Origin of the sequence: Litorilituus lipolyticus (genome assembly GCF_006439335.1) — a bacterium.
GTDB classification, from domain to species: Bacteria; Pseudomonadota; Gammaproteobacteria; order Enterobacterales; family Alteromonadaceae; genus Colwellia; species Colwellia lipolytica.
Window position 1 is genome coordinate 211,305 of record NZ_SAWY01000036.1, and the last position, 24,853, is coordinate 236,157.

23 protein-coding genes and 1 riboswitch are annotated in these 24,853 nt (G+C 38.4%); of the genes, 11 read left to right on the forward strand and 12 right to left on the reverse strand.

Features of this window, described 5'->3' with window-relative positions:
- Positions 1-66: 66 nt before the first annotated feature.
- Both EPA86_RS14430 and EPA86_RS14435 read right to left on the reverse strand, forming a co-directional pair.
- Complete coding sequence (locus EPA86_RS14430; protein WP_140604820.1) at positions 67-1,416, reverse strand: alpha/beta hydrolase; 1,350 nt, start codon at positions 1,414-1,416, stop codon at positions 67-69.
- 169 nt (positions 1,417-1,585) lie between these two features.
- Complete coding sequence (locus EPA86_RS14435; protein WP_140604822.1) at positions 1,586-2,488, reverse strand: hydrogen peroxide-inducible genes activator; 903 nt, start codon at positions 2,486-2,488, stop codon at positions 1,586-1,588.
- Positions 2,489-2,734: 246 nt separating this feature from the next.
- Here EPA86_RS14435 and ahpC point away from each other — a divergent pair, with 246 nt between their 5' ends.
- Positions 2,735-3,298: an alkyl hydroperoxide reductase subunit C gene (gene ahpC / locus EPA86_RS14440; protein ID WP_140604824.1), complete on the forward strand. Its 564-nt coding sequence runs from the start codon at positions 2,735-2,737 to the stop codon at positions 3,296-3,298.
- Between the two features lie 79 nt (positions 3,299-3,377).
- Positions 3,378-4,928 carry an alkyl hydroperoxide reductase subunit F gene (gene ahpF, locus EPA86_RS14445; protein ID WP_140604826.1) on the forward strand — a complete coding sequence of 517 codons (1,551 nt, stop codon included), beginning with the start codon at positions 3,378-3,380 and terminating at the stop codon, positions 4,926-4,928.
- A 368-nt stretch (positions 4,929-5,296) separates the two neighbouring features.
- Here ahpF and EPA86_RS14450 read toward each other — a convergent pair whose 3' ends face one another.
- Positions 5,297-5,677, reverse strand: a complete 381-nt coding sequence (locus EPA86_RS14450) for a VOC family protein (RefSeq protein ID WP_140604828.1) — start codon at positions 5,675-5,677, stop codon at positions 5,297-5,299.
- 133 nt (positions 5,678-5,810) lie between these two features.
- Between EPA86_RS14450 and EPA86_RS14455 the strand changes: the two genes are divergently transcribed.
- The gene (locus EPA86_RS14455; RefSeq protein WP_140604830.1) at positions 5,811-7,274 is read left to right on the forward strand and encodes a substrate-binding periplasmic protein; all 1,464 of its coding nucleotides are present in this window, start codon (positions 5,811-5,813) and stop codon (positions 7,272-7,274) included.
- Positions 7,275-7,287: 13 nt separating this feature from the next.
- Here the strand turns inward: EPA86_RS14455 and EPA86_RS14460 are convergent, their stop codons facing one another.
- From EPA86_RS14460 to EPA86_RS14480, 5 genes are all read right to left on the reverse strand, one after another.
- Entirely contained in the window at positions 7,288-8,523 is a 1,236-nt protein-coding gene (locus EPA86_RS14460; RefSeq protein ID WP_140604832.1) for a TMEM143 family protein, read from the reverse strand.
- 83 nt (positions 8,524-8,606) lie between these two features.
- On the reverse strand, positions 8,607-9,173 hold the full coding sequence (locus tag EPA86_RS14465) for an SOS response-associated peptidase (protein WP_140604834.1): 567 nt from the start codon (positions 9,171-9,173) through the stop codon (positions 8,607-8,609).
- Between the two features lie 69 nt (positions 9,174-9,242).
- On the reverse strand, positions 9,243-9,839 hold the full coding sequence (locus tag EPA86_RS14470; protein WP_170309668.1) for a PEP-CTERM sorting domain-containing protein: 597 nt from the start codon (positions 9,837-9,839) through the stop codon (positions 9,243-9,245).
- Between the two features lie 142 nt (positions 9,840-9,981).
- Complete coding sequence (locus tag EPA86_RS14475; RefSeq protein ID WP_140604839.1) at positions 9,982-10,689, reverse strand: lysoplasmalogenase; 708 nt, start codon at positions 10,687-10,689, stop codon at positions 9,982-9,984.
- On the reverse strand, positions 10,689-11,285 hold the full coding sequence (locus EPA86_RS14480) for a HutD/Ves family protein (protein ID WP_140604841.1): 597 nt from the start codon (positions 11,283-11,285) through the stop codon (positions 10,689-10,691). The genes EPA86_RS14475 and EPA86_RS14480 overlap by 1 nt, the downstream gene beginning before the upstream one ends.
- Positions 11,286-11,458: 173 nt before the next feature.
- Positions 11,459-11,556: riboswitch (TPP riboswitch) on the forward strand.
- 83 nt (positions 11,557-11,639) lie between these two features.
- Here EPA86_RS14480 and thiC point away from each other — a divergent pair.
- The 6 genes from thiC to EPA86_RS14510 all read left to right on the forward strand — a co-directional run bounded on the left by thiC (position 11,640) and on the right by EPA86_RS14510 (position 18,401).
- Positions 11,640-13,598 carry a phosphomethylpyrimidine synthase ThiC gene (gene thiC / locus EPA86_RS14485; RefSeq protein WP_140604843.1) on the forward strand — a complete coding sequence of 653 codons (1,959 nt, stop codon included), beginning with the start codon at positions 11,640-11,642 and terminating at the stop codon, positions 13,596-13,598.
- Between the two features lie 64 nt (positions 13,599-13,662).
- Positions 13,663-14,946 carry an FAD-dependent oxidoreductase gene (locus EPA86_RS14490; RefSeq protein ID WP_140604845.1) on the forward strand — a complete coding sequence of 428 codons (1,284 nt, stop codon included), beginning with the start codon at positions 13,663-13,665 and terminating at the stop codon, positions 14,944-14,946.
- Positions 14,943-15,155 (forward strand): sulfur carrier protein ThiS, encoded by a 213-nt coding sequence (thiS, locus tag EPA86_RS14495; protein WP_140604847.1) that lies wholly within the window; start codon positions 14,943-14,945, stop codon positions 15,153-15,155. The genes EPA86_RS14490 and thiS overlap by 4 nt, the downstream gene beginning before the upstream one ends.
- A 5-nt stretch (positions 15,156-15,160) precedes the next feature.
- Positions 15,161-15,955 (forward strand): thiazole synthase, encoded by a 795-nt coding sequence (locus EPA86_RS14500; RefSeq protein WP_140604849.1) that lies wholly within the window; start codon positions 15,161-15,163, stop codon positions 15,953-15,955.
- Positions 15,956-16,102: 147 nt separating this feature from the next.
- Entirely contained in the window at positions 16,103-17,650 is a 1,548-nt protein-coding gene (gene thiE / locus EPA86_RS14505) for a thiamine phosphate synthase (protein WP_140604851.1), read from the forward strand.
- Between the two features lie 37 nt (positions 17,651-17,687).
- The gene (locus tag EPA86_RS14510; protein WP_140604853.1) at positions 17,688-18,401 is read left to right on the forward strand and encodes a lipoate--protein ligase family protein; all 714 of its coding nucleotides are present in this window, start codon (positions 17,688-17,690) and stop codon (positions 18,399-18,401) included.
- Between the two features lie 20 nt (positions 18,402-18,421).
- Here EPA86_RS14510 and EPA86_RS14515 read toward each other — a convergent pair whose 3' ends face one another.
- Positions 18,422-18,982, reverse strand: a complete 561-nt coding sequence (locus tag EPA86_RS14515; RefSeq protein WP_140604855.1) for a peroxiredoxin family protein — start codon at positions 18,980-18,982, stop codon at positions 18,422-18,424.
- Between the two features lie 249 nt (positions 18,983-19,231).
- Here EPA86_RS14515 and EPA86_RS14520 point away from each other — a divergent pair, with 249 nt between their 5' ends.
- Positions 19,232-19,432, forward strand: coding sequence for a cysteine-rich CWC family protein (locus EPA86_RS14520; protein ID WP_170309669.1), 201 nt, complete (start codon positions 19,232-19,234; stop codon positions 19,430-19,432).
- A 210-nt stretch (positions 19,433-19,642) separates the two neighbouring features.
- Positions 19,643-20,371 (forward strand): helix-turn-helix domain-containing protein, encoded by a 729-nt coding sequence (locus EPA86_RS14525; RefSeq protein WP_140604859.1) that lies wholly within the window; start codon positions 19,643-19,645, stop codon positions 20,369-20,371.
- Between the two features lie 119 nt (positions 20,372-20,490).
- Here the strand turns inward: EPA86_RS14525 and EPA86_RS14530 are convergent, their stop codons facing one another.
- Genes EPA86_RS14530 through EPA86_RS14540 form a run of 3 tightly spaced genes read right to left on the reverse strand, consistent with a single transcriptional unit; the run spans position 20,491 to position 24,804 of the window.
- Entirely contained in the window at positions 20,491-23,544 is a 3,054-nt protein-coding gene (locus EPA86_RS14530) for a PqiB family protein (RefSeq protein WP_140604861.1), read from the reverse strand.
- Positions 23,544-24,182 carry a paraquat-inducible protein A gene (locus tag EPA86_RS14535; RefSeq protein ID WP_140604863.1) on the reverse strand — a complete coding sequence of 213 codons (639 nt, stop codon included), beginning with the start codon at positions 24,180-24,182 and terminating at the stop codon, positions 23,544-23,546. The genes EPA86_RS14530 and EPA86_RS14535 overlap by 1 nt, the downstream gene beginning before the upstream one ends.
- Positions 24,169-24,804, reverse strand: a complete 636-nt coding sequence (locus tag EPA86_RS14540; protein ID WP_140604865.1) for a paraquat-inducible protein A — start codon at positions 24,802-24,804, stop codon at positions 24,169-24,171. The genes EPA86_RS14535 and EPA86_RS14540 overlap by 14 nt, the downstream gene beginning before the upstream one ends.
- Between the last annotated feature and the right edge of the window lie 49 nt (positions 24,805-24,853).

Below are 24,853 nucleotides of genomic sequence, written 5' to 3' on the forward strand. Positions count from 1 at the left end.
TTGAACTTTAGTTAATAAATCAAAAGCTTAAGCTACTTTTTATCTAAGGCGCAATGCTTAAATTGATTAATTAAGTGCTTTAATCCATTGGCTGATATCAGCACTAACCTGCTCTGAAAAAGTGATATCTATTTTACTGTACTCTTCTGGTAACCCTGATATAGCAGGTTGAAATAAGTGATTCAACTGAGGATAAATTTTACTTGTAAGTAACAATGGATCAACGGCTTTCGTGATTCCATCAATGTTTTGCTTTGCTATCACTTGTAAATCTAGAGCCCCATTTAGTGCCAATACCGGCATAGTTAGCTTTTTGAAATACTGCTTGGGATTCGTGTTAATAAAAAACTCAAACCAAGGGGAGGTCATTTGTTTAGATTGCGTTTCAGCTTGTGCTTGAGAAATATTCAGTGATGTCATTAAGGTTACTAGTTCGTCTGAAGATATCCCATTCTCAATAGCATGAATAATTTGTCGTTGAACTTTATCACTTTCTTGTAATTTTTTGCTATCAAGGCCTCTTATTTTTTGAACAGCATAAGATTGATCAATAAGAATTTGCCCGCCAGATGTACCAGGCCCAGCTAAACTGACGAAGAAGTCAATTTTTTGGTTATTTGCTGCAGCAATAGCACCAATAAGCCCGCCTTCACTATGACCAATAAAGCCAATTTTACTGTGCTTAAAGCGCACTTGGGTTGCTAGAAATTGATATGCTGCGTTGGCATCAGTGGCGAAATCTGCACTAGTAGCTGTGGCAAAGTCTCCTGTAGATTTGCCAACCCCTCGGTCATCAAAACGTAACACGGCTATACCTTTACGGGTAAGTTGATCGGCTAATACGGCAAAAACTTTGTGGCCAAATACGTCGGCATCACGAGTGGTTGGCCCAGAGCCTGATAGCAGTATAGCGATTGCCTTAACAGCACCTTTTGGCGAGGTGAAAGTACCGGAAAGTGTGTGACCATCTACTGTGTTAGGAAAACTAACTTGTTCTATGGTGTAAGGGGCAATATCGGTAACTTCTTGCACCTTCTTTTTTCGCTTAGATACTGTCGTAGTCGGCTTTAATTTTAATGGAGCTTTAAAACCTCCTTGGCTATAAGTGCCAATTAATTCACCATCTATAATTTTCGCTTGATACTGTATATTAGCGGCATCTAACGCTAACGATAACTGATCAGATTCTAGAGTTGACTTGTTAAAGGCTAAGCCATATTGATGCTGAATAGGAACATCCAATGTTGCCTTTAACTTGTCGCTCTCTTGGGTAAAGTGAAAGATAAGCGCTATAGATTGTGTTGGCGAAACGGCTAAGTTACCTTGCCAAGACCCGATTAAAGGTTCGTTTGCAATGGCGTTACCTGTAGTGAGGACTAGCGAGGTCATAAATAAGAAGTTTAATAATTTGTTCACAACATTTCCTTTTATCGTTAATTTCAATATCGAACCAGATTGCTTAGCTCATAGGCTTTCTGGAGACTTGTATTGAATATACTTCCTCTATTAATGTGTTGTTAGAAAACTATATCAATGGTCTATTTTCTATGTAAACGGTTGATAAATTCTTTTTACTGTAACTTGGTTATTTGCATTTAAGCGTCAATTGTTCGGTAAAGATATCTTTTAGTGTTGTTAGTTCATCGGTTCTAACGTAATTAGGTCTTATTATTAATGCTAGCGTTCTATGGGGGCCAGGTTCATTTAAATGTATCGCACTGAGTTCTGATTCATTGTAAATCAGTTGATCTAATGCCATTTGTGGCACAATGGTGGTGCCAAGCTTCCCAGCAACCATTTGAATTAAGGTATGCAGACTTGCTGCGTCAAAATCTGAGTTTTGATTATGGTTTTGTAGGCTACAGGCGGCAAGAGCATGATCTTTTAAACAATGCCCATCTTTTAATAGCATTAGTTTGTCTATTTCAAGTTCTTCAGTCGTTATCTCTTGTAGTTGCGTTGGACACTCGTCTTTATGGCTAACCCAGTAAAAGTCCTCTTGCCAAAAAGTGAAGCTCATTAAACCCTCAATAGGGTAAGGCAGCGCGAGGATAGCTGCGTCAATTTCACCATTTCGTACCATATCTACCAACACATGAGACTGCTCTTCATGTATTTTCAATTTAAATTGAGGGAACTGCTTTCGCACCTCAGGCAATACTTTAGGCAGTAAATAGGGGCCAATGGTAGGAATAACCCCTAAAGACATTGGGCTGTGAAAAGGAGCATTATTGAGTTGAGAAATTTGCATTAATTCGTCGACTTCAAGTTGCACTTTTTTGGCTTTGTTTAAGATTAGCTGCCCATGGCTTGTTACTAAAACTTGCTTATTATTTCGCTCGAATACGGCAACACCTAATTGCTTTTCTAACTCGTTAATAGCAGTGCTTAAAGCTGATTGCGATACATTGCATGCTTCTGCCGCTTTTTTAAAATGCAGTGTTTTCTCTACGGCAAGGGCATAACGTAATTGTTTTAGTGAAATCATAATGACGTACCTAATAAGTTATTCCTAATGAGAACTCTCTCACTATATGAACGGTAATGAATTAACAAAATCACTCTCAGTGTAATGGAATTATCTATCGATGTAATTCAGTTTTTTAGAATATCAATATAGATTTTATTAATTTTATTAATTGAAGAGGATTTCTTATTATTTTCACATCGAAAGCAAATACGCTTTTTAACACAAAACAATTAACCGTTTTATTTTTTAAAAGAGGAAATACTCATGGCTCAAATAGGCAAATTAGTTCCAGAATTCACAGCTAAAGCATTCCACAATGGCGAGTTTACTGAAGTCACTTCAGAAAGCGTCAAAGGTAAATGGTCTATCTTTTTATTTTACCCAGCAGACTTCACATTTGTTTGTCCAACTGAATTAGAAGACATGGCTAACCAATATGAAGAATTACAACAACTTGGTGTAGAAGTTTACGCAGTATCAACTGATACGCACTTTTCACACAAAGCTTGGCACGATTCATCAGATGCTATTGGTAAAATTAAATTCCCAATGTTGGGCGACCAAACAGGCGCAATTACACGTGGCTTTGATGTCATGATTGAAGAAGACCACATGGCACATCGCGGTACGTTCTTAGCAGACCCAGATGGCGTGATTCAAGTGGCTCATATTCATGCTGGTGGTATTGGCCGAAACGCAAAAGACATGGTACGCAATGTCAAAGCGGCTCAATATGTTCGCGACAACGATGGTGAAGTTTGTCCAGCAGCGTGGGAGCAAGGTGAAGCCACGTTAACACCAAGCTTAGACTTAGTAGGTAAAATCTAAGCTGCATATAAGGCAGCCCAGCATTGGGCTGCCAATTCACCAGTAACTTTTTCCCACTTCATGATCTCGAGGTATTCTCATGTTAAGCAACGATATTTTAAACGCATTAAAATCATATACTCAAAATATGACTCGTAAGGTATCACTAGTGCTACAAACTGGTGAACATAGTAAACGAGCAGAATTAACCGAATTTTTAACACAATTATGTTCAGTGTCTGATAATTTGCAGCTCATTGAACGCGATGAACATTTACGCAGTCCTATCACTTTTTATCTCGAAGTGGATGGTGAACGAAACGGTATTTATTTTTCAGGGATCCCCAGTGGACATGAATTTAATTCATTAATTTTGGCAATTTTGCAATCATCAGGCACCGCATTAAAACTCGATAATAGTTTAATGGCCATGGTAGAAAAAATTACCGATAAACTTCATTTTGAAGTGTTTATTTCTCTTAGTTGTCATAATTGTCCTGATGTCGTGCAATCATTGAATCAATTTGCATTGCTTAATGACAATATTTCAGCAGAAATGATTGATGGTGGTTTATTCCAATCCCTGATTGATGAACGAAATATCCAGGGCGTACCCAGTGTATATTTAAATGGTGAGTTGTTTGCAAATGGCAAAATAGATACCGCCCAATTAGTGGACAAACTGATTCAACACTACCCTTATATTGTTGCAGGTAATGATGCCGAATCACTACCTTTACAGGATGTAACCGTCATTGGTGCAGGCCCAGCAGGTGTAGCCTCAGCTATTTATGCTGCGCGTAAAGGCCTTAATGTCACTATGATAGCTGACAGAATTGGTGGTCAAGTTAAAGATACCGTCGGTATTGAAAACTTAATATCGGTACCAAAAACCACAGGGACAGAATTAACTGGTAACATGCAGGCGCATTTAGCAGACTACGATATCACCATTAAAGAATTTTTACGTGTTGATAAAATTGATAAAGGACAAAATAAAAAATTGCATCTTTCAAGCGGTGAAGTGATTGAAAGTAAGACTGTTATTATTGCCACAGGTGCGAAGTGGAGAGAGTTAGGTGTACCGGGCGAAAAAGAAAATATTGGCTCAGGTGTTGCTTACTGCCCTCATTGTGATGGCCCATTCTTCAAAGGAAAAGATGTAGCCGTTGTGGGTGGTGGTAACTCAGGTATTGAAGCGGCACTCGATTTAGCAGGTATGGTGAATCATGTGACGGTTTTTGAATTTTTACCGGAATTAAAGGCGGATCGAGTCTTAGTTGAAAAAGCGCTGGCTCATGAGAAAATATCGATTATTAAGAATGTTGCCACCAAAGAAATTGTTGCAGAAAATGGCAGTGTTGTTGGTTTAGCATATGAAGATCGTGCCACAGGTGAAATCTTACAATGCGATTTGTCAGGTGTATTTGTGCAAATTGGTTTAGTCCCTAACAGTGAGTTTTTAAACGGCGTGGTAGAAAGAACGCAGCATGGTGAAGTGATCATTGATGAAAAATGTCAAACCACCGAACCGGGTATTTTTGCTGCAGGCGATGTTTCCACCGTTCCATACAAACAAATTGTTGTTGCCATGGGCGAAGGTGCCAAAGCATCATTATCAGCTTTTGATTACCTGATCAGAGAGAGCTAAACAACTTGAATCCAAGCTAAGTATTTAAGTTTAGTATTGTTAAATAACCTGAGCTCGGCTTAATAACTAATTCTCTAGCTGCTATTTTTACTGACTTCTTCGTTAAATTTACTTGCAATAGGCTAGCTATTGACGCGAAATTTGCCTTGAATTAAGTAAAACTATCAAACTAGAAAATCAATTGAATATAATGCCCTATATTTTATATTGTTAATTTACTTCTTAAACCGAGTTCAGGTTAAATCAGCTGAATTTTTTACCTCTATCCTTAGCGCGTTATTGCAGGTATTGGTTAATCATTCAGCTTTTTATTTTTTTGATAAATCAGTAACCGATCAAAAGTATCAATTAACTGATACAGAAGCTACTTATGCTGAGACGAGCGCTAGCACGGCGCCTGCGGGATCTTTTATTACACAAAATTGCTTACCGCACATTGTTCTTGGACCATCTAACACTTCACCACCAAGGGCTATGCATTTATTAGCGCTGGCTTTCACATCTTCAACGTTAACATACATTAGCCATTGTGCAGGCAAATTACTGTTGCTTCCTCGCGCATGGCAAATACCTGCAACGGTGTCGCCTGATTCGGGTAATATTATATTGTAATCATCATATTCCCCCATTGATTCAGCCTTAGATTGCCAACCCACGACATCACTATAAAAATCTTTAATATTTTCTGCGTTATTTACCGTGAGATCACACCATTCAATGGCGCCAATATTTGTTTTTGCGTCGGACATAAATTTTGCACTCTTGTTCAATAACTGGATTTCTTGCTCATTTTATATTAGCGTATCAGTGAAAATTAACTACCCTTAAATAACGGGTTTCCTCTTTAAGCAGCATGTATAGCGAATAGGAGAAGTCGATTTAATGTATTACACTTTGCTGGCATTTATTATTATTCTCTATAGTAATGTTGTACACGCTAAAATTGTTGTTGGGGTAACAGTATGGGATGGCTACACCAATGCCGATGAGACAGGTATATACCTTGAACTCGTCAAAGACATTTATCAAAACGAAGAAATAGAGTTTAAATTTACTTCATACACTAGAATGACAAAGCTGTTCGAGCAGGAAGATTATGATTTCGTCATTGGTGTTGCGAGAGAGGATGTACCTTATGGTTATTTTCCGCACTGGTATTTAGATATTGATTACCCTGTTAAAGCTTTTTTTCTTAGCCAACGTCAAGACATTAAGCATCTCTCAGATTTTGAAAACAAGACTTTATCATTACTGCATGGTTATGATTTTAATAAATATATAAATTATCAACACAAGAGTTATTTGGTTGATTCGCAAGAGAAAGGGTTTAGATTATTACTAAATCGTCGAATTGATAGCTTTATTGATTATGAGCATAATTTAACGCCGGAAATTCGAAGTAGAATCTCTAGCTTAGAAGTTTTACCCACAAGGCCTATTTATATTGCATTTAAAGACAATGCTAAAGGTCATATACTCGCCCAAACTTATGATGCACGAATGCTTGAACTACGTAATTCAGGTAAGTTGAAACAGCTTTATGGGGCAGATTACCAACATGCCGATTTTGAAAATTTCAAAGCAGACCGACCGACCATAGTTATAAAAACAGACGACGCTAACTTGCATAGAGCTAAAGGGGCTGAAAATCTTCACTCTTTAGAGGCTGGATTATATCGGCTTATATTATCTCAATTAACCCAGTTTAATATTGAGTTTGTTAAAATAGATAGCCACTCTTCTGAAAATCTTTTAACTGCTCAACAGTGCTTTGCTAATAAAATTTATACGGTAACGCGTGCTGAAAAACACTATTTTTCAAAGCCATTTGCGCTTTATACGGGTGCACGATTATTTTCAATGCAACCATTAAAAGTACATCAAGAAATTGAGTTAGCTAATTTTATTGCCGCATCAAATTTGAATATCGGTATTACCCCGAGTCTCTTATATAGTGCTCCATTAATGAAGGAGCTGGAACAATTACCCGCCAAAAATATTGTTGAGGCATCAACCGATGTATTTGCCCAATTAAAAGAATTAAAGAATGGTCGATTTGATGTGAAGTTAGCTTACCCAGCCGATGTAAATAGTCACTGGCAGTTTATTGGTGACAAAATGCCATACAGCTACCCGATAAAAGGTATGCCACCTTTTGCAATCGGCCATGTGATGTGTCACCAAGACGACATAAACAAACGATTTATCCTGAAGTTAAATCGTGTATTAGACACATTATATCAATCGGAAGCTTACTATAACTTACTTCGCCAAGCAGCTATCGGCACATCAGATAGTGAGTTCGAGCAATATTTTCGCACTGGCTTTAATTTACCAACTCAGTAGCCATTATTGACGATCATTTAAAGTGATAGAGATTATCCCAATAGCTATCAAGCGTGATTTTAGCTTGTTTTAATGAAAGAGCAGAATAGCAATCTCCTTCAACGGTTACCAACTGCATTGATTGGAGTTTTTCTAAGGCGTCTGAAATCTCAAAATCTAATTGGCATTGATAGTTCTCTTGAAACCATAGTTCAACCGCGTTATCTAATTCTATAGCACTCTGGCCATTAGGCTGCTTTAAGAGAAATGCATAGGCAATAATAGCTTCTTTGAAGTCTTCTTCTTCAGCGGCATCAATTAAGGTATGAAAAACGCCTGCATTATTATCTAAATTTTTAAAGTAGAGATTATCTGATAAAGCTTTCATAAATTTAATTTTACGATTTTTAAATTTACTCCATTCTTTAAAAATAAATCCACCAAACACCCCCATACCTAAGGCAAAGGAAATAAAGTGCTGTTGTGTCATTTCAACAGATTCTTCTCGCCAGCCAAACCAAAATGCGAGTAAAGCTGCTAATAAGAGTATTGAAGCACCTAGTTTTGTCACTAATACCACAGCACCACCGATAATAGCAGAGCCACTAATTATCGCTTTATCGATGGGGCGCATTCGTACTTCGCTGTTCGGAAAGAGCATTTCTAAATCAGCTTTTGGCACATTTTGAAAAAGTTTCACTATGGTTGAATTTGGTTCAAAACCAAAAGGTGGTTTACCTTTTTGTTTAAAATGTTCGTCATCTTTAAAGGTAATAAAAACGGCGACACGGTCATAATGAGTAAAATTAATCGTTTGTTTTCTCAGCCCCCAAAAAGAGCTTAATGTTTCAGATTTTCTTGATTCACCTCGACGATAAAAAACCACTTGCTCAAAGTCATCAAAATCGACTTCTAACCTGACTTTAAATAAAGACTCCTCGGTTAATGCATCTTGTAAGTCTTGTTCGGTGATCTTTTCAAAATTGGCGGCGTTTAGCACCGTTGCAAAGTTATTCGCGAAACTTGCTCTATATTCATTACGCTCCGCTAAAGAATACGAAGTGAGTGATCGTGTATCAGCGTTAGGGTCAAAGGGCGCATAATCGCATTTTAATGAGTCTAGTAACTGGTGATAGTCATGGTGTATAACACTGGAAAGTAGCTGAGAAAATTGAAGAAATGACTCTTTGCTATGCTCTTCAGGTAACTCATGAGCTAACATTGAGATAATATCTTGCTTTCTAAATGGAATAAAACGGTCGTTATTCATAAAAAAGGGCTGATAAAAAATGATAGGTAAAGTGTAAGGCAAATACTATTCTTATGGTATATCAATAGATTAAAAATAGCGGCTTACTCGGCTTTAGATACCTTGATTACGTCTTCGTGTACTGGCAGAAGCAACGGCGTTAATTGCTCTGATGTGGCATTAAACCAATAATCTGTATTTTCAGGGTAAACCAGAACGGGCATGCGTTTATGATATTCTGCACACTTAGGGTTAGGAGTAGTAGTTAAGGTAACTAATTCGTTATGTTCTTGTTTGAATAAAATCCCCGCCATGTAAAGCGGTAACTTATTCGCATGCTCAAAGAAATATTTAACTTTTTTACCCTCCTCTGTGCGCCATTCAAACCAGCCATTGCAGGGTACTAAGCAGCGCTGAGATTCAAAAGCGTGCTTGAATGTTGATTTTATCGCTGCAGTTTCAGCTTGAGCATTGATGAGTAATTTCTTAGACCAATCAGGCTTTATACCCCATAAAGAATTAGTTTGAGCAAATCCAGAGTGTGACTTGGTAACCGTGGCAACTTGTTGGCTTGGGCTTAAATTAGCATTTGATTCAACTGAAAAGGGAATATTAAACGCTTCACTGACTTGTGGAGCAATATTACCTTGAACACTGAATCGTCCGCACATAATAACCCTGTAATTAGAAACAAAAAAGCCTCGAAAATTCGAGGCTTCATTACGGCAAATAGTGTTTAATTAGGCTTTTTTCTTTCTACGAGAAAGGCTTAAACCTACTAGACCAAATGCAATTAATGCAACCCCTGCTGGTTCAGGCACTGAGACAGCATCACCAACGATGAAATTTTCAAATTGTGCTCTATTGTTTGAACCAATGGCTTCAACTTGAAGTGTATCAATATTTGAAAATACAGTACTTAAAGTAGTGTAATTTGAGGCATTTTGAAAATCAACACCGGCAGTAAAGTTGAATGTGTTGATTAGAACACCATCTAACCAACCAGAAACACTTAATGATGTTACTGCATTACTACCTCTCACATAACCACCAACAAAATCAAAAGATTGAATGCTAAAAGTGCCTGCAACGGTATTCGTCAGGTTAAACCCAGATGAGTTTCCACCATTAATCCATGACATTAAATGCATAGTACCGTTAGAAGGCCACAGATTATCATTGTTGGTACCAAAACCATTAAAATTAGTGGTAAAGAGATAATCACCTTCAACAATGTTATTTACAAAGTATTGCTCATTTTGTTCATCAAACGTAATAAGCGTTGCGTTAGCTGATAGTGCTAGAAAGCCTAATAATAGGCAAAATATTTTTTTCATTAAAAACCTAAATAATGTTATTTTTGAAGTCTCAGCTCCACTAAAGCACATAATGCGCCATAAATTTAATTTGTTGTTTTTGTTTGTTTTTTCTGTCAGTGCGACGGCTATCTTTCAACGTATTGTAAAATAACCTGACACTTTATTTAAAGCTGCTATCTTGTGATGTAGTGATACTATTCATATATCCCTTAACCAAGGCAAATTGGGCAAAATAATAGCTAGCCATCACCCAAAGTTGGCTTTGCCAAAGCTGAGCCGTAAACTTATCAAAACCTATGAGCGAGTCAGAAATAACAAAACTTATGCCGCCAGCAATTAACCAAGCATTAGATTTAGCACTAAAAACAGTAGCCAATGCCATTAACATTAAAACGCTCATATAGGCGAGTACAGGAATGAATAATTCGCCTAAGCCATCTTTTAGCAAGATAAACATAATGGCGCCAAACATGCCGTATGCAAATAATATAATGGTGGTTTTGCTAGTTGTGTGTTTGTTTTTGAATGGACTTAAGCTTTTAAGATAAAATAAGTGGGCAATGAAAAAAGCGCCCAGCCCAAAGATAAACCACTGTTCTCGGTTATAATCGAGAATGAAATCGCCCATAGATGAGCATAATAAACCGAAGAGAAAATACTTAGCACAGCTCAGCTTTTTTAGGTTGCTATCTTGTTTTTTTAACTGGGTTAATTGTTGCCATGTTATGCCAATTAACAAAATAATGGGTAATAGTTTTACCGCCCAACTAAATGGGTATGGTTTTACCAATGTTGAAACGATAAAAGTGCAGGCAAGGGCGACAAATAATAGCGTTACTTTTTGTTGTTTTAGTGTTGAAATCGTCATTAGCGTTTTGCTTCGTGTTTAGTTAATTCAATGACAATCATTTGCTCACCAATGAGGTTAATATCTTTTTCACTGGCACTTTCTTGGTTATCAATCCGACATAAAAAGCCTTTTGGCGCGAATAATTTATGATCACCCTGTATAATTTGGATTTCTCCAGATAAGCTATATGCAAAACATAACGAGCTACGTTTAGGGTCCAAGGTAACGACTTGTTTAGCTACATATGTACAGACATTTGATTGATAACACCCTTGTTTTGCCATGATGTTGAAATCTTTAATGGTTCCGTTAGTTAATAAGCCATCTGTTTTCCAACCACCATCAAAATTTGCAATATCAAGTAATTGAGAGAGCTCATCAACTTGGCCGCTATCATGTTTTAACGTTAGGCCATTACCCTCAATTAATACTAGATTCCTTTCATAACCAGAAAAATCAGAAAACATACCGTTATTGGCTACTGTTGCAATACTCAAACGCCAGTCGAAATCAGCTAAAGTGCTGTTTGGGCTAATGGCAAGCTCTGTTGTGCTACCTAAACCGTTTTTCCATGGAATGGTTTTAAAATATTCTGGAGAAATTACCGTGATCATGTCTAGCCTAAGTAATAATGTAAATAAAACTCATTCTATCCTAAATCAAATTACCATTATGTTACAGAGAATAGAGTTTTTTTATCGCTTGCCTATTTGTACTCGCTCAGGATAGAATCTCGATGCTTTGTTAGCTAGCCCAGAGAAAAACTCTGTGAGTATAATGGTTACAAAGTAACTTGTCGGAGTGCCAAAGGCTGAGATCGCGTAAGCGGGATCCGTAGTACCTGAACAGATTAGTATCTGCGTAGGGAACAAGACAGAGCATCATTTTCCTTGATGAAGCTACTCTCTTTTTGTCAACAGCTCCGCCTTTTTTTTAAATTTTAACACTTTTAAAAACAGGTAGTGACCATGAGCGATATTGAAAACAAGCCACAAACAAGACGTGAAAAACGTGAAGCGGCAGAAGCTTTTCTAAAGAACGTATCAGACCAATCTTTTCCAAATTCTAAAAAAATCTATGTAAAGGGTAGCATTCACGATATCAAAGTGGGTATGCGCGAAATTACTTTGTCTGACACCTTAGTTGGCGGCACAAAAGACAATCCTATCTACGAGAAAAATGAACCGCTTTGTGTTTACGATACTTCAGGTTTTTACACTGATGAAGGCGTTGATATTGATGTGCATAAAGGCATTCCGCGTTTACGTGAAACCTGGATTGATGCACGAGATGATGTTGAATTCTTGCAATCAAACAGTTCTGTATATGCGCAACAGCGTTTAGCAGATGAAGGTATTGACCACATTCGCTTTGAACACTTGCCAAAAATGCGTATCGCCAAAGAGGGTAAAAATGTCACCCAAATGCATTACGCCAAGCAAGGCATTATTACCCCAGAGATGGAATATATTGCTATTCGTGAAAACTTAAAACGAGAACAAGTTAAAGATGAAATTTTATTGCAGCAACATAAAGGGCAATCTTTTGGTGCTAGCATACCTGAGCAAATTACCCCTGAATTTGTTCGTGATGAAGTAGCGCGCGGACGAGCAATTATCCCTGTTAACATCAACCACCCAGAATGTGAACCAATGATTATTGGCCGTAACTTTTTAATTAAAGTAAACGCTAATATTGGTAATTCTGCCGTTACTTCGTCTATTGAAGAAGAGGTTGAAAAGTTAGTGTGGTCAGCAAAGTGGGGCGCTGATACGGTGATGGATTTATCAACAGGCAGAAACATTCATGAAACACGTGAGTGGATTTTACGTAATTCACCCGTGCCAATTGGTACCGTGCCAATTTATCAAGCACTAGAAAAAGTTAATGGTGTTGCTGAAGATTTAACGTGGGAAGTTTTTCGCGATACGTTAATTGAGCAAGCAGAGCAGGGTGTGGATTACTTTACTATTCATGCTGGCGTGTTATTACGTTACGTGCCTATGACGGCTAAACGTGTTACAGGCATAGTTTCGCGTGGTGGTTCAATTATGGCTAAATGGTGTTTAGCGCACCATAAAGAAAACTTCTTATATACTCACTTTGAAGACATTTGTGAAATCCTGAAAAAATATGATGTATCGTTTTCTTTAGGTGACGGCTTACGCCCAGGATCAGTCGCTGATGCTAATGATGAAGCACAATTTGCCGAGCTACGTACTTTAGGTGAATTAACTAAAATTGCATGGAAGCATGATGTACAAACTATCATTGAAGGCCCAGGCCATGTGCCACTTCATATGATCAAAGACAACATGGAAGAGCAACTTGAGCACTGTGGTGAAGCGCCTTTCTACACTTTAGGGCCACTAACGACGGATATTGCTCCAGGTTATGATCATATTACTTCAGGTATTGGTGCGGCAAACATTGGCTGGTATGGCTGTGCCATGCTTTGTTATGTTACCCCGAAAGAACACTTAGGCTTACCGAACAAAGAAGACGTAAAAGAAGGCTTAATTACTTATAAAATTGCTGCCCATGCAGGCGATTTAGCTAAAGGTCATCCAGGTGCACAAATTCGTGATAATGCCATGAGTAAGGCACGTTTTGAGTTTCGTTGGTACGATCAATTCAATATTGGTTTAGACCCTGAAACAGCCAGAGCGTATCACGATGAAACCTTGCCTCAAGAGTCAGGTAAAGTCGCTCATTTTTGTTCTATGTGTGGCCCTAAATTCTGCTCAATGAAGATCTCACAAGAAGTACGAGATTATGCGGCCGATCTTGATAAAGGTGAAATAGAAATCAAATTGCTTGATGAAACCGTTACCTTGTCATCAGCGGTTGATGTTGAAAAAGCTATGCAAGAAAAGTCTGAAGAGTTCAAAGCTACCGGCAGTGAAATTTATCACACAGCTAAGTAACTTAAACACATAGATAATCAGGTAGTTGCCTCTGTTTGTCAGAGGCAATTGGCAAGTGAGTTATATGAAAATAGCCATCATTGGTGCAGGACTTATGGGAAGGTTAATTGCTTTATCTTTATTAAGAGAAAGCAAACAATTTAGCCAAAGTTTTGAAATAACGCTGTTTGATAAAGACAAAAAAGATGCCCATAACAGTGCTGCGTATGCTGCGGCTGGCTTATTAACGCCGTTAGGTGAGTCACTGCATTGTGAAGCGAATATTGTTGAAATGGGTTTTGCCGCGATTAAATGCTGGCCAGATTTATTAAACAGCCTTGATGAATACACTATTTTTCAACAAGCGGGCGCAATAATGGTTAGTCATGAGCAAGATAAAGGTGACTATCAACGCTTTGTTCGACACCTTGCCAATAACTATCCTCAGCACAGTGTACAGTCATTAAACCGCCAACAATTACTTGCGTTAGAGCCAGAATTAGGTCGTAGCTTCAATAATGGCTTGTTCTTACCTGAAGAAGGGCAATTAGGTAACCGCCGTTTACTGATAGCCTTAAGAAAACAAATTGAGCAAGAAGCTAAGCAAGACCAGTTTAATTGGCATAGTGAATGTGAAATAACTGCGATAGCGGCAACGGATGTAGGACAACAGCTTAGTTTTAAACGTTTACATGTAGAGCAAACTTGCACTCAAGCAGAAGGGTTGGCACAAGGCGGTAAAATACAACAGCAGTCATTTGATTTGGTGATTGATTGTCGCGGTACTGGAGCTAGTAGCGCCAAGGCAACTAACCAAGGTGCGCCGTTAAAAGGTTTACGTTCTGTGCGCGGCGAGTTATTTCAACTTTTTGCGCCAAATGTCCATTTAACACGGCCTATTCGCTTAATGCATCCGCGTTATCAGTTGTATATTGCACCGAAACAAAAAGGTTTTTATGTCGTCGGTGCCACGGAAATTGAAAGTGATGATGATGCGCCAATGACCGTACGCTCGGCGATGGAACTATTAAGTGCTGCGTATAGTGTTCATCCCGGATTTGCTGAGGCAAACATTCGTCAACATGTAAGCCAGTGTAGACCAGCATTTGATGATAATCAGCCGAGTATCAGAGTGAATCAGAACCTTGTACAGGTTAATGGTTTATTTAGACATGGCTTTTTAATTGCCCCGATTGTGCTAGAGCAAGTTATGGCTGTTATTAAAGAACTTGTGAGTCATCAAGGGGCAAGTTTTCAAAGCTTAGGCAAGCAAGCGCAATATTGTGAGTTGTCTCCTCGCCCTTATGATCATTGGTTACCCATTGATTTCCATGAAAACCACAGCAAGACAGAAGAGTTTATCTCATGAATATTCATATAAATGGTCAAGCTTTTACCATAGAACATGAAGCCAGCATTAACGTGACTGCTGCTTTAAAGCTTCATTTTATTACTGCGCAGCAATCGACCTTTGCCGTTGCCCTAAATGGTGATTTTGTCTCAAAGGCAGATTATGACACCACTAGGGTACATAACGGTGATAGTCTCGATGTGTTATTACCTATCCAAGGGGGGTAAAGTCAATGTCGCTGACAATTTATGGAGAACAGTTATCAAGTCGCTTACTTATAGGTAGTGCTTTATATCCATCACCACAAGTGATGAAACAAGCTATATTGGCGAGTGAGTCGCAAGTTGTGACTTTGTCATTAAAAAGACAAAACCCAAATGAGCAAGCAGGGCAACAAATTTGGCAATACCTGCAAGAAATTGTTAAACAAACTAAAGGGTACTTATTACCCAATACTGCAGGTTGCAAAACCGCCAAAGAGGCAGTGACTCTGGCAAAAATGAGTCGGGAAATATTTCAAACCGATTGGCTTAAACTTGAAGTAATTGGTGATGATTATAACCTTCAGCCTGATCCTATTGAGTTATTAAATGCGACAGAGCAATTAATTGCAGAAGGTTTTAAAGTTTTACCTTATTGCACTGATGATCTAGTGCTATGTCAGCGTTTATATGATTTAGGTTGTCAGGTTATTATGCCGTGGGCATCGCCCATAGGTACAGGTAAAGGGTTAATGAACCCATACAATCTTGAGACGATTCGTTTGAGATTACCTGAAGCAACTTTGATTCTAGATGCCGGTATTGGCAAACCCTCTGATGCTTGTTTAGCTATGGAAATGGGCTATGACGGAGTATTGTTAAATAGTGCTGTTGCCTTGGCTGATAACCCGGTCATGATGGCAAAAGCCTTTGCGCAAGCGTTAAAAGCTGGTGAGCAAGGTTATGTCGCTGGTGTTATGGAGCAAAGACAAACCGCGCATCCGTCAACGCCCACTCTAGATACACCTTTCTGGCACCAAAATTAAAGAATTGAGCTGCTTATTGTTGTATGGCGCAATTTATTTGTCAAAAGTACTCATTGACTAGCGTCAACTCCGTGCTTTTTTCGCTAAATTGAATCATACAGCGTCAATCAGCAACAATTCGTGTTAGTAAATATAATGATAAATGAAATGAAGCAAAAACCTATTATTTGGACAATTTCAGGTAGCGACTGCTCTGGTGGGGCGGGTATTGCTGCAGATATTAAAACAGGGCATGGATTAGGGGTTGAGGTATGCCATTTAATCACCGCGAATACTGTTCAAAATTCAGTGAAATTATTGTCTGTGAATCCTGTTGCTATTGATATTTTGCAACAACAATTTGATGTATTGCTTGAAGATAAACCTCCGTCGGTCATCAAAATCGGTTTAGTGGCTATTGTTGAGCAAGTGATTTGGCTAACACAGGTTATTAAAAAGATTAAACTTACAATACCTGAACTTATTGTGGTGTATGACCCTGTTGGGCAAGCAAGTGTTGGCGGTCATTTTCATTCACTTTCGCGAGCTGAACTCCGCCCTTTGCTTAATATAGTGGATGTCATCACGCCAAATTTAGCGGAAGCACAAAACCTTGTGCAACTAACTGATGGTGCTCATCAAGCAGCACTGGCACAAGCGATTTATCAAGCATTCAATATTAAGGCGGTAATTGTGAAGGGCGGTCATAATGACAATCCACAGCAGTGTCTTGATTATTGTTACTATCAGCTAAACCAATTAAAACAAGACAATCAAGACAAAACTCACCAGCCTATCAGTTATCAATTATCATCAAAAAGGATAACTAGTCACTATAGTCACGGTGGTGGCTGCAGTTTTGCTACGGCTTTTGCTAGCTTCTTAGCCCTAGGCTATTTAGTACGTGACGCCTTTACCTTAAGTAAAGCGTTTATTAACCAAGGCTTGCAAGCCTCGATTAAGCAGAGCCAAGCAAAGCAACATCAATATTATGGTGCCTTTGAAGCATTATCATGGCCAACTAATGCCGTTGATTTTCCAAAAGTTAGTGAGGAACTATCTCGCCAATATCAAGATTTACCCGCATTTAATTCCTTAAACCTTAACGGCAGAAAGTTAGGCTTATACCCCGTCATCGACTCTATCTATTGGTTAAAGCGTTTATTACCACTAGGCCTTGAAATCATTCAACTGCGAGTGAAAAACTTAGCCGATGACGAGTTAGAGCACGTGATAAGTGAAGCAGTAGAACTAGCCAAAGATTATGATACCCGACTCTTTATAAATGACTATTGGCAGTTGGCGATTAAGTACGGAGCTTATGGCGTCCATATTGGTCAAGAAGACTTAGCTGAGGCAGATTTACACTCTATTCAACAATCTGGCATTCGCTTGGGCATTAGTACTCATGGTTGTTATGAATTTTTGTTAGCACAACAGTTACAGCCGTCATATTTAGCCATAGGTGCTATTTTTCCAACCACCACCAAAGATATGACCGGCCAAATACAAGGGCTAAACAACTTAGCACAAGTATTAAGTTTAAGACCTGAACAGCAAGAAAAACAAACTCCCGTTGTTGCTATTGGTGGTATTAATATTGAAAGAGCTCCACAAGTTTTAGCGACCGGCGTTGATAGTATTGCTGTGGTAACCGCAATAACCAAAGCGGAAAACCCTGAGCTTGCAGTTGCTGAGTTAACCGCATTTCTTTAATATTGACCTTGTTATCGAGTTTATTAAAGCTAATTACATGATGAAAAAAAAGCAAAAGTTACTTCAGTTTGAAGCAAGCTCTGTTGAACAGGTCTTTAGCAAAGAAAGTGTTTTGCTAAAACAGCTGCAACAGGGGGAACTCGATCAATGCTTAATGCTTTGGCAGGCCAATGAACCTACACTGGTGTTGCCAGCAGGCAAAAAATGGCCTGAATCACCAGAATTAATTAATGCTCTAAAAGAAAATGGCTGGAAGCTGTATACACGCAAAACAGGTGGCGCGCCTGTACCTCAATGCCAAGGGGTAATTAATTTATCTCATCTTTATCAATGGCATGAAGATAAGCCGTATTCCATTACGCAAGCCTACGAAAACTTATGTGCGGTTTTAACCATTTTCTTTGCTAAATGGGGCGTTAAAACTCAAGCACATGCAACGCCCTTTTCCTATTGCGATGGTGACTATAATCTCAATATACAAGGTAAAAAAGTGGTGGGTACAGCTCAACGAGTTGTGTTAAAAAGTGGCGGAGGAAAAATAGTCTTAGCACAAGCTTTCATCCTTATTGATGTATTATTTGAACAACTCGTCCAGCCAGTAAACTTGTGTTATCAACAGTGTGGAAAATCAGAGTTAGTTAAAGCAAAAGTGCATACTTCATTATTTGAGCATTTGAGTGAAAGGCCAACTATTGATATCTTGTACCAGTCACTCATTGATGCTTTTGTTGAAAGTCAGTTGTATCGCTAACTATAGGCTAGGATACATACTTACTTTGCGAGCTTTTCTGCTAGCATTTCAAAATTAACGCGCTGTTTATAACCTTGATAAAAGTACTTATCGACTACTTTGCCTTGGTTATCGATGATAACTATACCCGGATATGGAATTCCATAATTACTATCGCCTTGATTATATTGCTTATTTCTTATTTTATAAGCATTGATAGTTGTTATATTTTGATCTGATAATAACGGATATGGCAATTGATGTTCTTGAGAAAACTGGGCCAATATTTCAGTACTATCATAAGAAAGTGCAGCAACACCATAGCCTAATTTATTCAATTTAGCGCTTGAAGCTTTTAGCTCAATTAAATGACGTTTACAAAACGGACACCAGTCAGCTGATCTGAAAAACACTAAGATCATGCCATTCTCTTGTGATAAAGATTTAATGGTTTGTTTTTTATTATTTTCATCCACAACCATGATTTCAGGCGCTATTTCGCCAATTTTTGGCCCTATTTCTATGGTTTTCTTTTCACTAGCATGACATTGAGCAAACACAGCAAGTAATAATGTTGCTGCAATGGTAAGCATTTTGTTCATATATAATCTCTAATCAATAAATGAGTACATGTTGTATAAAGTATCTTTGGTATCAGTTACTTCATAAGTAAATTTAATACCGCGTAAGCAAAGACCCTTTACCGTAAGAAAATCTTTCATTCAGTGCATGCTATTTTGAACACTTTGCTATAAAAGCTACTCTTTTACTCTAGAAATCTATTATGATGAGTCGCTTGTAATATCGGCAATGTGCTCTCTATAGCTTTGATGAAAGGAAGAGTTTTGAACATGCAAGAAGAAAATATTTGTCCCTTATGTCAGTGTGAAAACCATTGTCGTGTAGCTACAATTAATGATTGTTGGTGCAAAGTGTTACCTGTACCCGAAGGCTTAATTAAGCAATTACCTGAGGGTGTTAAAAACAAGCGTTGTATTTGTCAAAGGTGTGTCGAACAATACTTGAACCAGCAAAAGCCAGTAAATTCATAGATATCATTTAATATTCATCAATATTCAGCTAGTTATTTATATAGGAATAACCAAGAATAACCTTACTTAACTTAAGCCTGACTTAATATATTTCTTTTAAATCAAACTTAGGTTAACAAGAAGCAGCCGGCGCTTCACTCAATAAGCTATAACTCATAACAGTAACCCGAGCCAGCATAAGCCGTGTTATATAAAGAAAAAGGATGAAAAATGACTTTAGGTGATCAATTAAAAAGCTTAAGAGCCAAACGAGGATTAAGCCAGCCTGAGCTGGCCGAACTTGCCGGTATTGAACAGTCTTATTTATCAAAATTAGAAAACGATAAATCGCTGCCTTCTAATGAGGTATTGAGAAAATTACTCAATGCTTTTTCAGTGACGTTAGTACAATTACTTCAACCATTAGAGCAGCAATATATTAAAGATAATTTAATGACAATTGCTGATGTAGAGCACTTGTATCAACAACAAAATGAGCAAAGTATCGCAAAGCAACGGTATATGCTTTATTTATCGAGTTTACTCATTGTGATTGCTACAACCTTATTTTACACCGGCTTTAGTAAACTACTATTCAACGAGACACGCTATGAATATGTATCCGAAGGAATAGTCTTAGCAGACGAGCCAATCAATATATTTGAAAATTGGCGAGACTTAATTGATAGTTCTGAACCTAGAGAACACAGGGAACAAATGCAGAAACAAAAAGTGATTATGGCTAAACGTACGGATATTAAACGCATTTTAACTAGTGAAGATCGAGGCGGAGATTTTGAAACCGAAGTGACAGGTGGAAGAAGACTTTTTTACATAGATGGACATGGAGGTAGTCAAGTCCCTCGCCCAATAAATGCATGGCTACAAATTATTGGTGTGTTACTTTTTGCCAGTGGCATTATGGGTTTTGTACTAGAGCGTAAGCTATTTAAGCGTTAGAAATAAGCCGATATCAAAATACCTTTCAATGGATATCTATCAATCAATTAATAAAGGGGCACTAAGCCCCTTTATTAATTTTGCTGAAATTGAAGTATGAGCCCTTAAGCACAATGCTTTTAAGGGTTTAAGGAAATATCAGCTTGCCATTCTAACCATTCACTTTCAACTTCTTGGTGCAAGGTGAACTGTTGTGGCAATGCGGCTTGCTGTGCTGAATCGTTTTGTTCAGGTGTGGCAAAAGCAATGCCTCCAGCAATCAGTGTCTCGACAGATTCTGAATCAATATTAATACCTGAGAATATGCCTGCTTCAATACTAATACCACTGGTGTTCCAAAATTGACTATTGGCTTTCACCAAAGGTGCGTAACGTTGTGCGATATTAATAAACACATTAACGGTATTGGCATTTTCAGATAAATCGATACCTATGACCTTACCAACCTGCACTTGACGATAAAGTACAGGGTTACCAACACGTACCGAGCCTAAACGATGTGTATTGAGTTTAATATTTAAGCCATAAGGTAGCTCTGTCACTGTTGGAGGCAAGGCCAAAGCTGTAAAGTTAAGCTCAGCAATACTGGATGAACTTTTGGGGGCAGGGAGCAGTGCAATAAAAGCACCATCAAGTAAGTTACCGACATTTTTCGAGCCAACTAGACCAATTTCAGGTTCAACTTTCCAAAAATTCGCACCTTGTTTGGCGTATTGGCTACCCATATCATTCAGTAATACTAGCGCCTCAACGCCTACCGTATCAGGGCTAAAAACTAAACGTTCAATGAAGCCAATCTCTTGCTCTTGATAAATAACCTTAGTGTTTTGTTTTAAACCAGTAACATCATCAAAGTGAATTTTAATGGCTAGTCCCGCATTCTGAGCTTGTTCATAGTGTTCAAACAAAGAAAAACTATCGAGCTCGTTCACTTCAACATTAGGGTTTAACGCTACATCAGGATTATAAAAGCTAATTCCGCCACGCAAAATGGCATCAAGTGATTCAGTTTTAATAACAAAGTCACCTAAACCACCGCTCAAAGTAATGCCACTGGCATTATAAAAACGTGTATTGGCGGTAATAAGATCAGTATGTTCATCATCAATTGTGATGTTAACTTGAATATTGTCAGCTGCTTTATTCAATTCAACATTATCAACTTGGCCGACGACTACGCCTCGGTAGCTAATAGCACTACCTGGTGTAGCAACATTGGCTGAATCAGTCAGTAAGGTAAGTTGTAATCCTTTTGCACTAGGATGTTTGGCGGGTGGTTTAGCAAGTAATGCAAAGTTATTTTGCTCTTCGCCCTCACCTATATTGAAAGTGATATATTTACCCGAAAATAAAGCTTGGGTATCGGTAGCACCAGATAAACTTAAATTAGCTTCGACCAACCAAAATTGTGATTCTGCCTTGAGAATATGCTGAAAGTCAGGCAATAAACCTAGCTGCAAATGCTTAACATTATCTTTAATATCAACAGATTGTACGGTACCTATTTCTTCGCCGCGATAAAGCAAGCGCGTTCCAGTTGAAACAGTGTTTTCAATACTGGTGATTAAAGTAAATTGGGTGACTTGCTTTGCCATTTTAACATCGTTATAAAGGGGGAAAGTATCTCCGTTTTGACTTTTTTCTTGCTCGGAATCGACACTGTTTTCTTCGTTGATAAATGAAATACCGCCAGTAAGGATACTCTGCAAGGATTCAGCGGCAACTTCAACGCCTTGTAAACTTGCCGATATTTTTATACCACTATTGTTAAAAAAGCGGCTATTAGGCGTAACATAGTGTTCAAATTCAGGTTGGATATGTAGGTAAATATTATGCTGTTCAGCACCTATGGTTTTTACTGCCTGAACATTACCTACAATTTGTTGCTTGTAAAATATATTGCTGCCCACCTGTAGCGAGCTTCTACTGTTCGCTTCTAGCATAATGTGTAAACCGGGCTCGTTGAATTTATAAGGCGGCTTGCTGTTATGCACGGTAAATTTATTTTGTGGGCTGCCTGCAAGTGACGGCCTAATGCCAATGTAGGCACCAGTAAGAAATGTTTTGGCATTAGAAATGCCCGTTAAGCTGACTTGTGAAGAAACTAAATAAAATTGTGAGTTGTCGGTTAAATATGGCACTACTCGCGGGTTTACCTTGGCTTTGGCAATAATTTTACGTTCAACAGGGTCAATTTTGGCAATCGACTCTATTGCACCTATGGTGAAGCCTTGATACATAATTGCAGCGTTATGATCTATGCCAGAATTCCAAGCTAAGGTCAGCTCAATTTCATGGCCCATTTCAGCAGACTGAAAATCAGGATGTAAGGTAAAAACCTCACCATTTATTGCGGGTTCACCTTCTTCTTGATAGCTCAAGGTATCAACGGCTATGCCACCAGCAATTATGGATGCGATAGAGTCGGTATTAATTTTCAAACCTGCACTCAAAGAGGCGGTAACCTGCACACCACTGGTATTCCAAAAGAGAGAATTCTCTTTAACTAAATGTGCATGCTCTTGCTCGATGAAAACATTAACATTGATTTTTTTTGCCTGTTCGTCGTAACGATAACCCGTAACATAGCCAATAGGTAACTGTTTAAAGGTAATTGGTGAGTTTTCACTAATTGAACCAAGTACGTCAGTTTGTAAGGTTAAATGTAACCCTGGAGTCGACATATCAAGTGCTGGCGCTTCATGTAAGGCTATAAAGTGATCTTGGCTATCTGCTTCTTCGCCCGTATCAGGCAAAATATTGATATAACTACCAGAAATCAGGGTATCTAATCCTGATACCCCTTGTAGCGAGATATCTGCGCTGACTAGCCAGAACAATGTGTTTTCAGTCAGGTAGTCAGAGAACTTCTCTGACATTTCAACTTCTGCAATTACATACTGTAAATCGTCAGATGGAATAACTTTAGTTACCATGCCTGTTACAAGACCTTTGTAACGCACTTCCGTTTTTTTAGGGACAATACCTGAGCCATTTTCAAACTCAATAGTAATAAAGGTTCCTTGCTCAGAAATAACTTTAAAAGCTAGCCAGCCACCAAAAATTAGGGCGATAAATGGTACAAACCATACAATAGAAATACCCTGTCGAGGTACAACCTCCGCAGAATCGAATGCTATTTTGTCAGACTGTCGAGAATTTTCGCTTGTCATTATCTTCCTTCGTTTTCGATATGGCCATTTTGCTCTATTAATTTTTTATCCCATAGCAGTCTAGGATCAAAACTATTGGCGGCAATCATGGTGAATATAACTGTCATCGTGAAATAATTTATTGCAGGGCCAGCAGCAACAGATGTTACAAATCCTAACTCTACCACAGCGACAAGTAATGCAACCACGAATACATCAAGCATAGACCAAGGGCCTAAGAACTCTAATATATGGTAAATTTTACTGTGTTTATCAGGCTTTAAGCGAACACCTGTATGCACTTTATAAACTAACACAAAAAGGCCAATAATTTTAATTAGCGGCACAATTATGCTGGCTGTAAAAATGATAACTGCAATAGGGTACAACCCCTGATCAACAAATTGGCCGATACCCGACAAAATAGTGGATTCATCACCAATACCTAATGAATAAATGATCATGATGGGGTAAAGGTTCGCGGGGATAAAGGCCAGCAATGCAGCGATGTTCCAAGCCAAGGTATATTGCAAACTATTCCGGTTACGCTGATAAAACAAACCATGGCAGCGTACACATTGCATAGGCTCTGTTTGCATTGTGTTAACTTTATGGCATTTCGGGCATAAGCCTAAGCCTAGCTCTCTAGCTGTCTTCATCAGCAAACTCTTGTTCTAAGGTTTCCCAAATATAATCTTGGTCTAGGGTAAGTGATGCCATCGTTGTACAAATTAGCCATAAAACTAACGAAAGTAAGCCCAAGTTGACTGATAATTCAGTATCGTCAATTAACTTATACATAGAGACGATAATACCCAACATAAAAACATTAAGCATGGCCCAATTATCTAAATGATGATAGGCACGAAAGAAATTGAGCATTGATGGTTTTAATCGCCGATACTTGAAGCTAATGGCTATATAAAAAGCACCGAATAAGCGTACGATGGGCACGGCAATGGCAAAAAGAAAAACGAGGGTGGCTATCATAAAAAAGCCGCGATCTATTAACACAAGAATACAATCAAGTAGCGAAGCGTTGTGATATTGCTTTGCTAAAGTAACCCCCATAATGGGTAATAAAATAGCTGGGGCAAGTAGAATAATACCGGCAATAGACCAATAATAACTGCGATTTATTGAATCAACTTTACGCTCAACCAAAGTACTGCCACAACGCTGGCATTTAGCACTTTGACCTTGCTTTAATTGTGGCTTATCAAAGATGGCATCACACAGATGACAAGCAACGACTTGTTGAGTTTTGGGTAAATTATTCATTGCAAAATAACACCATGATTCATGCTTGCTAGCCTACACGCTTTATAGG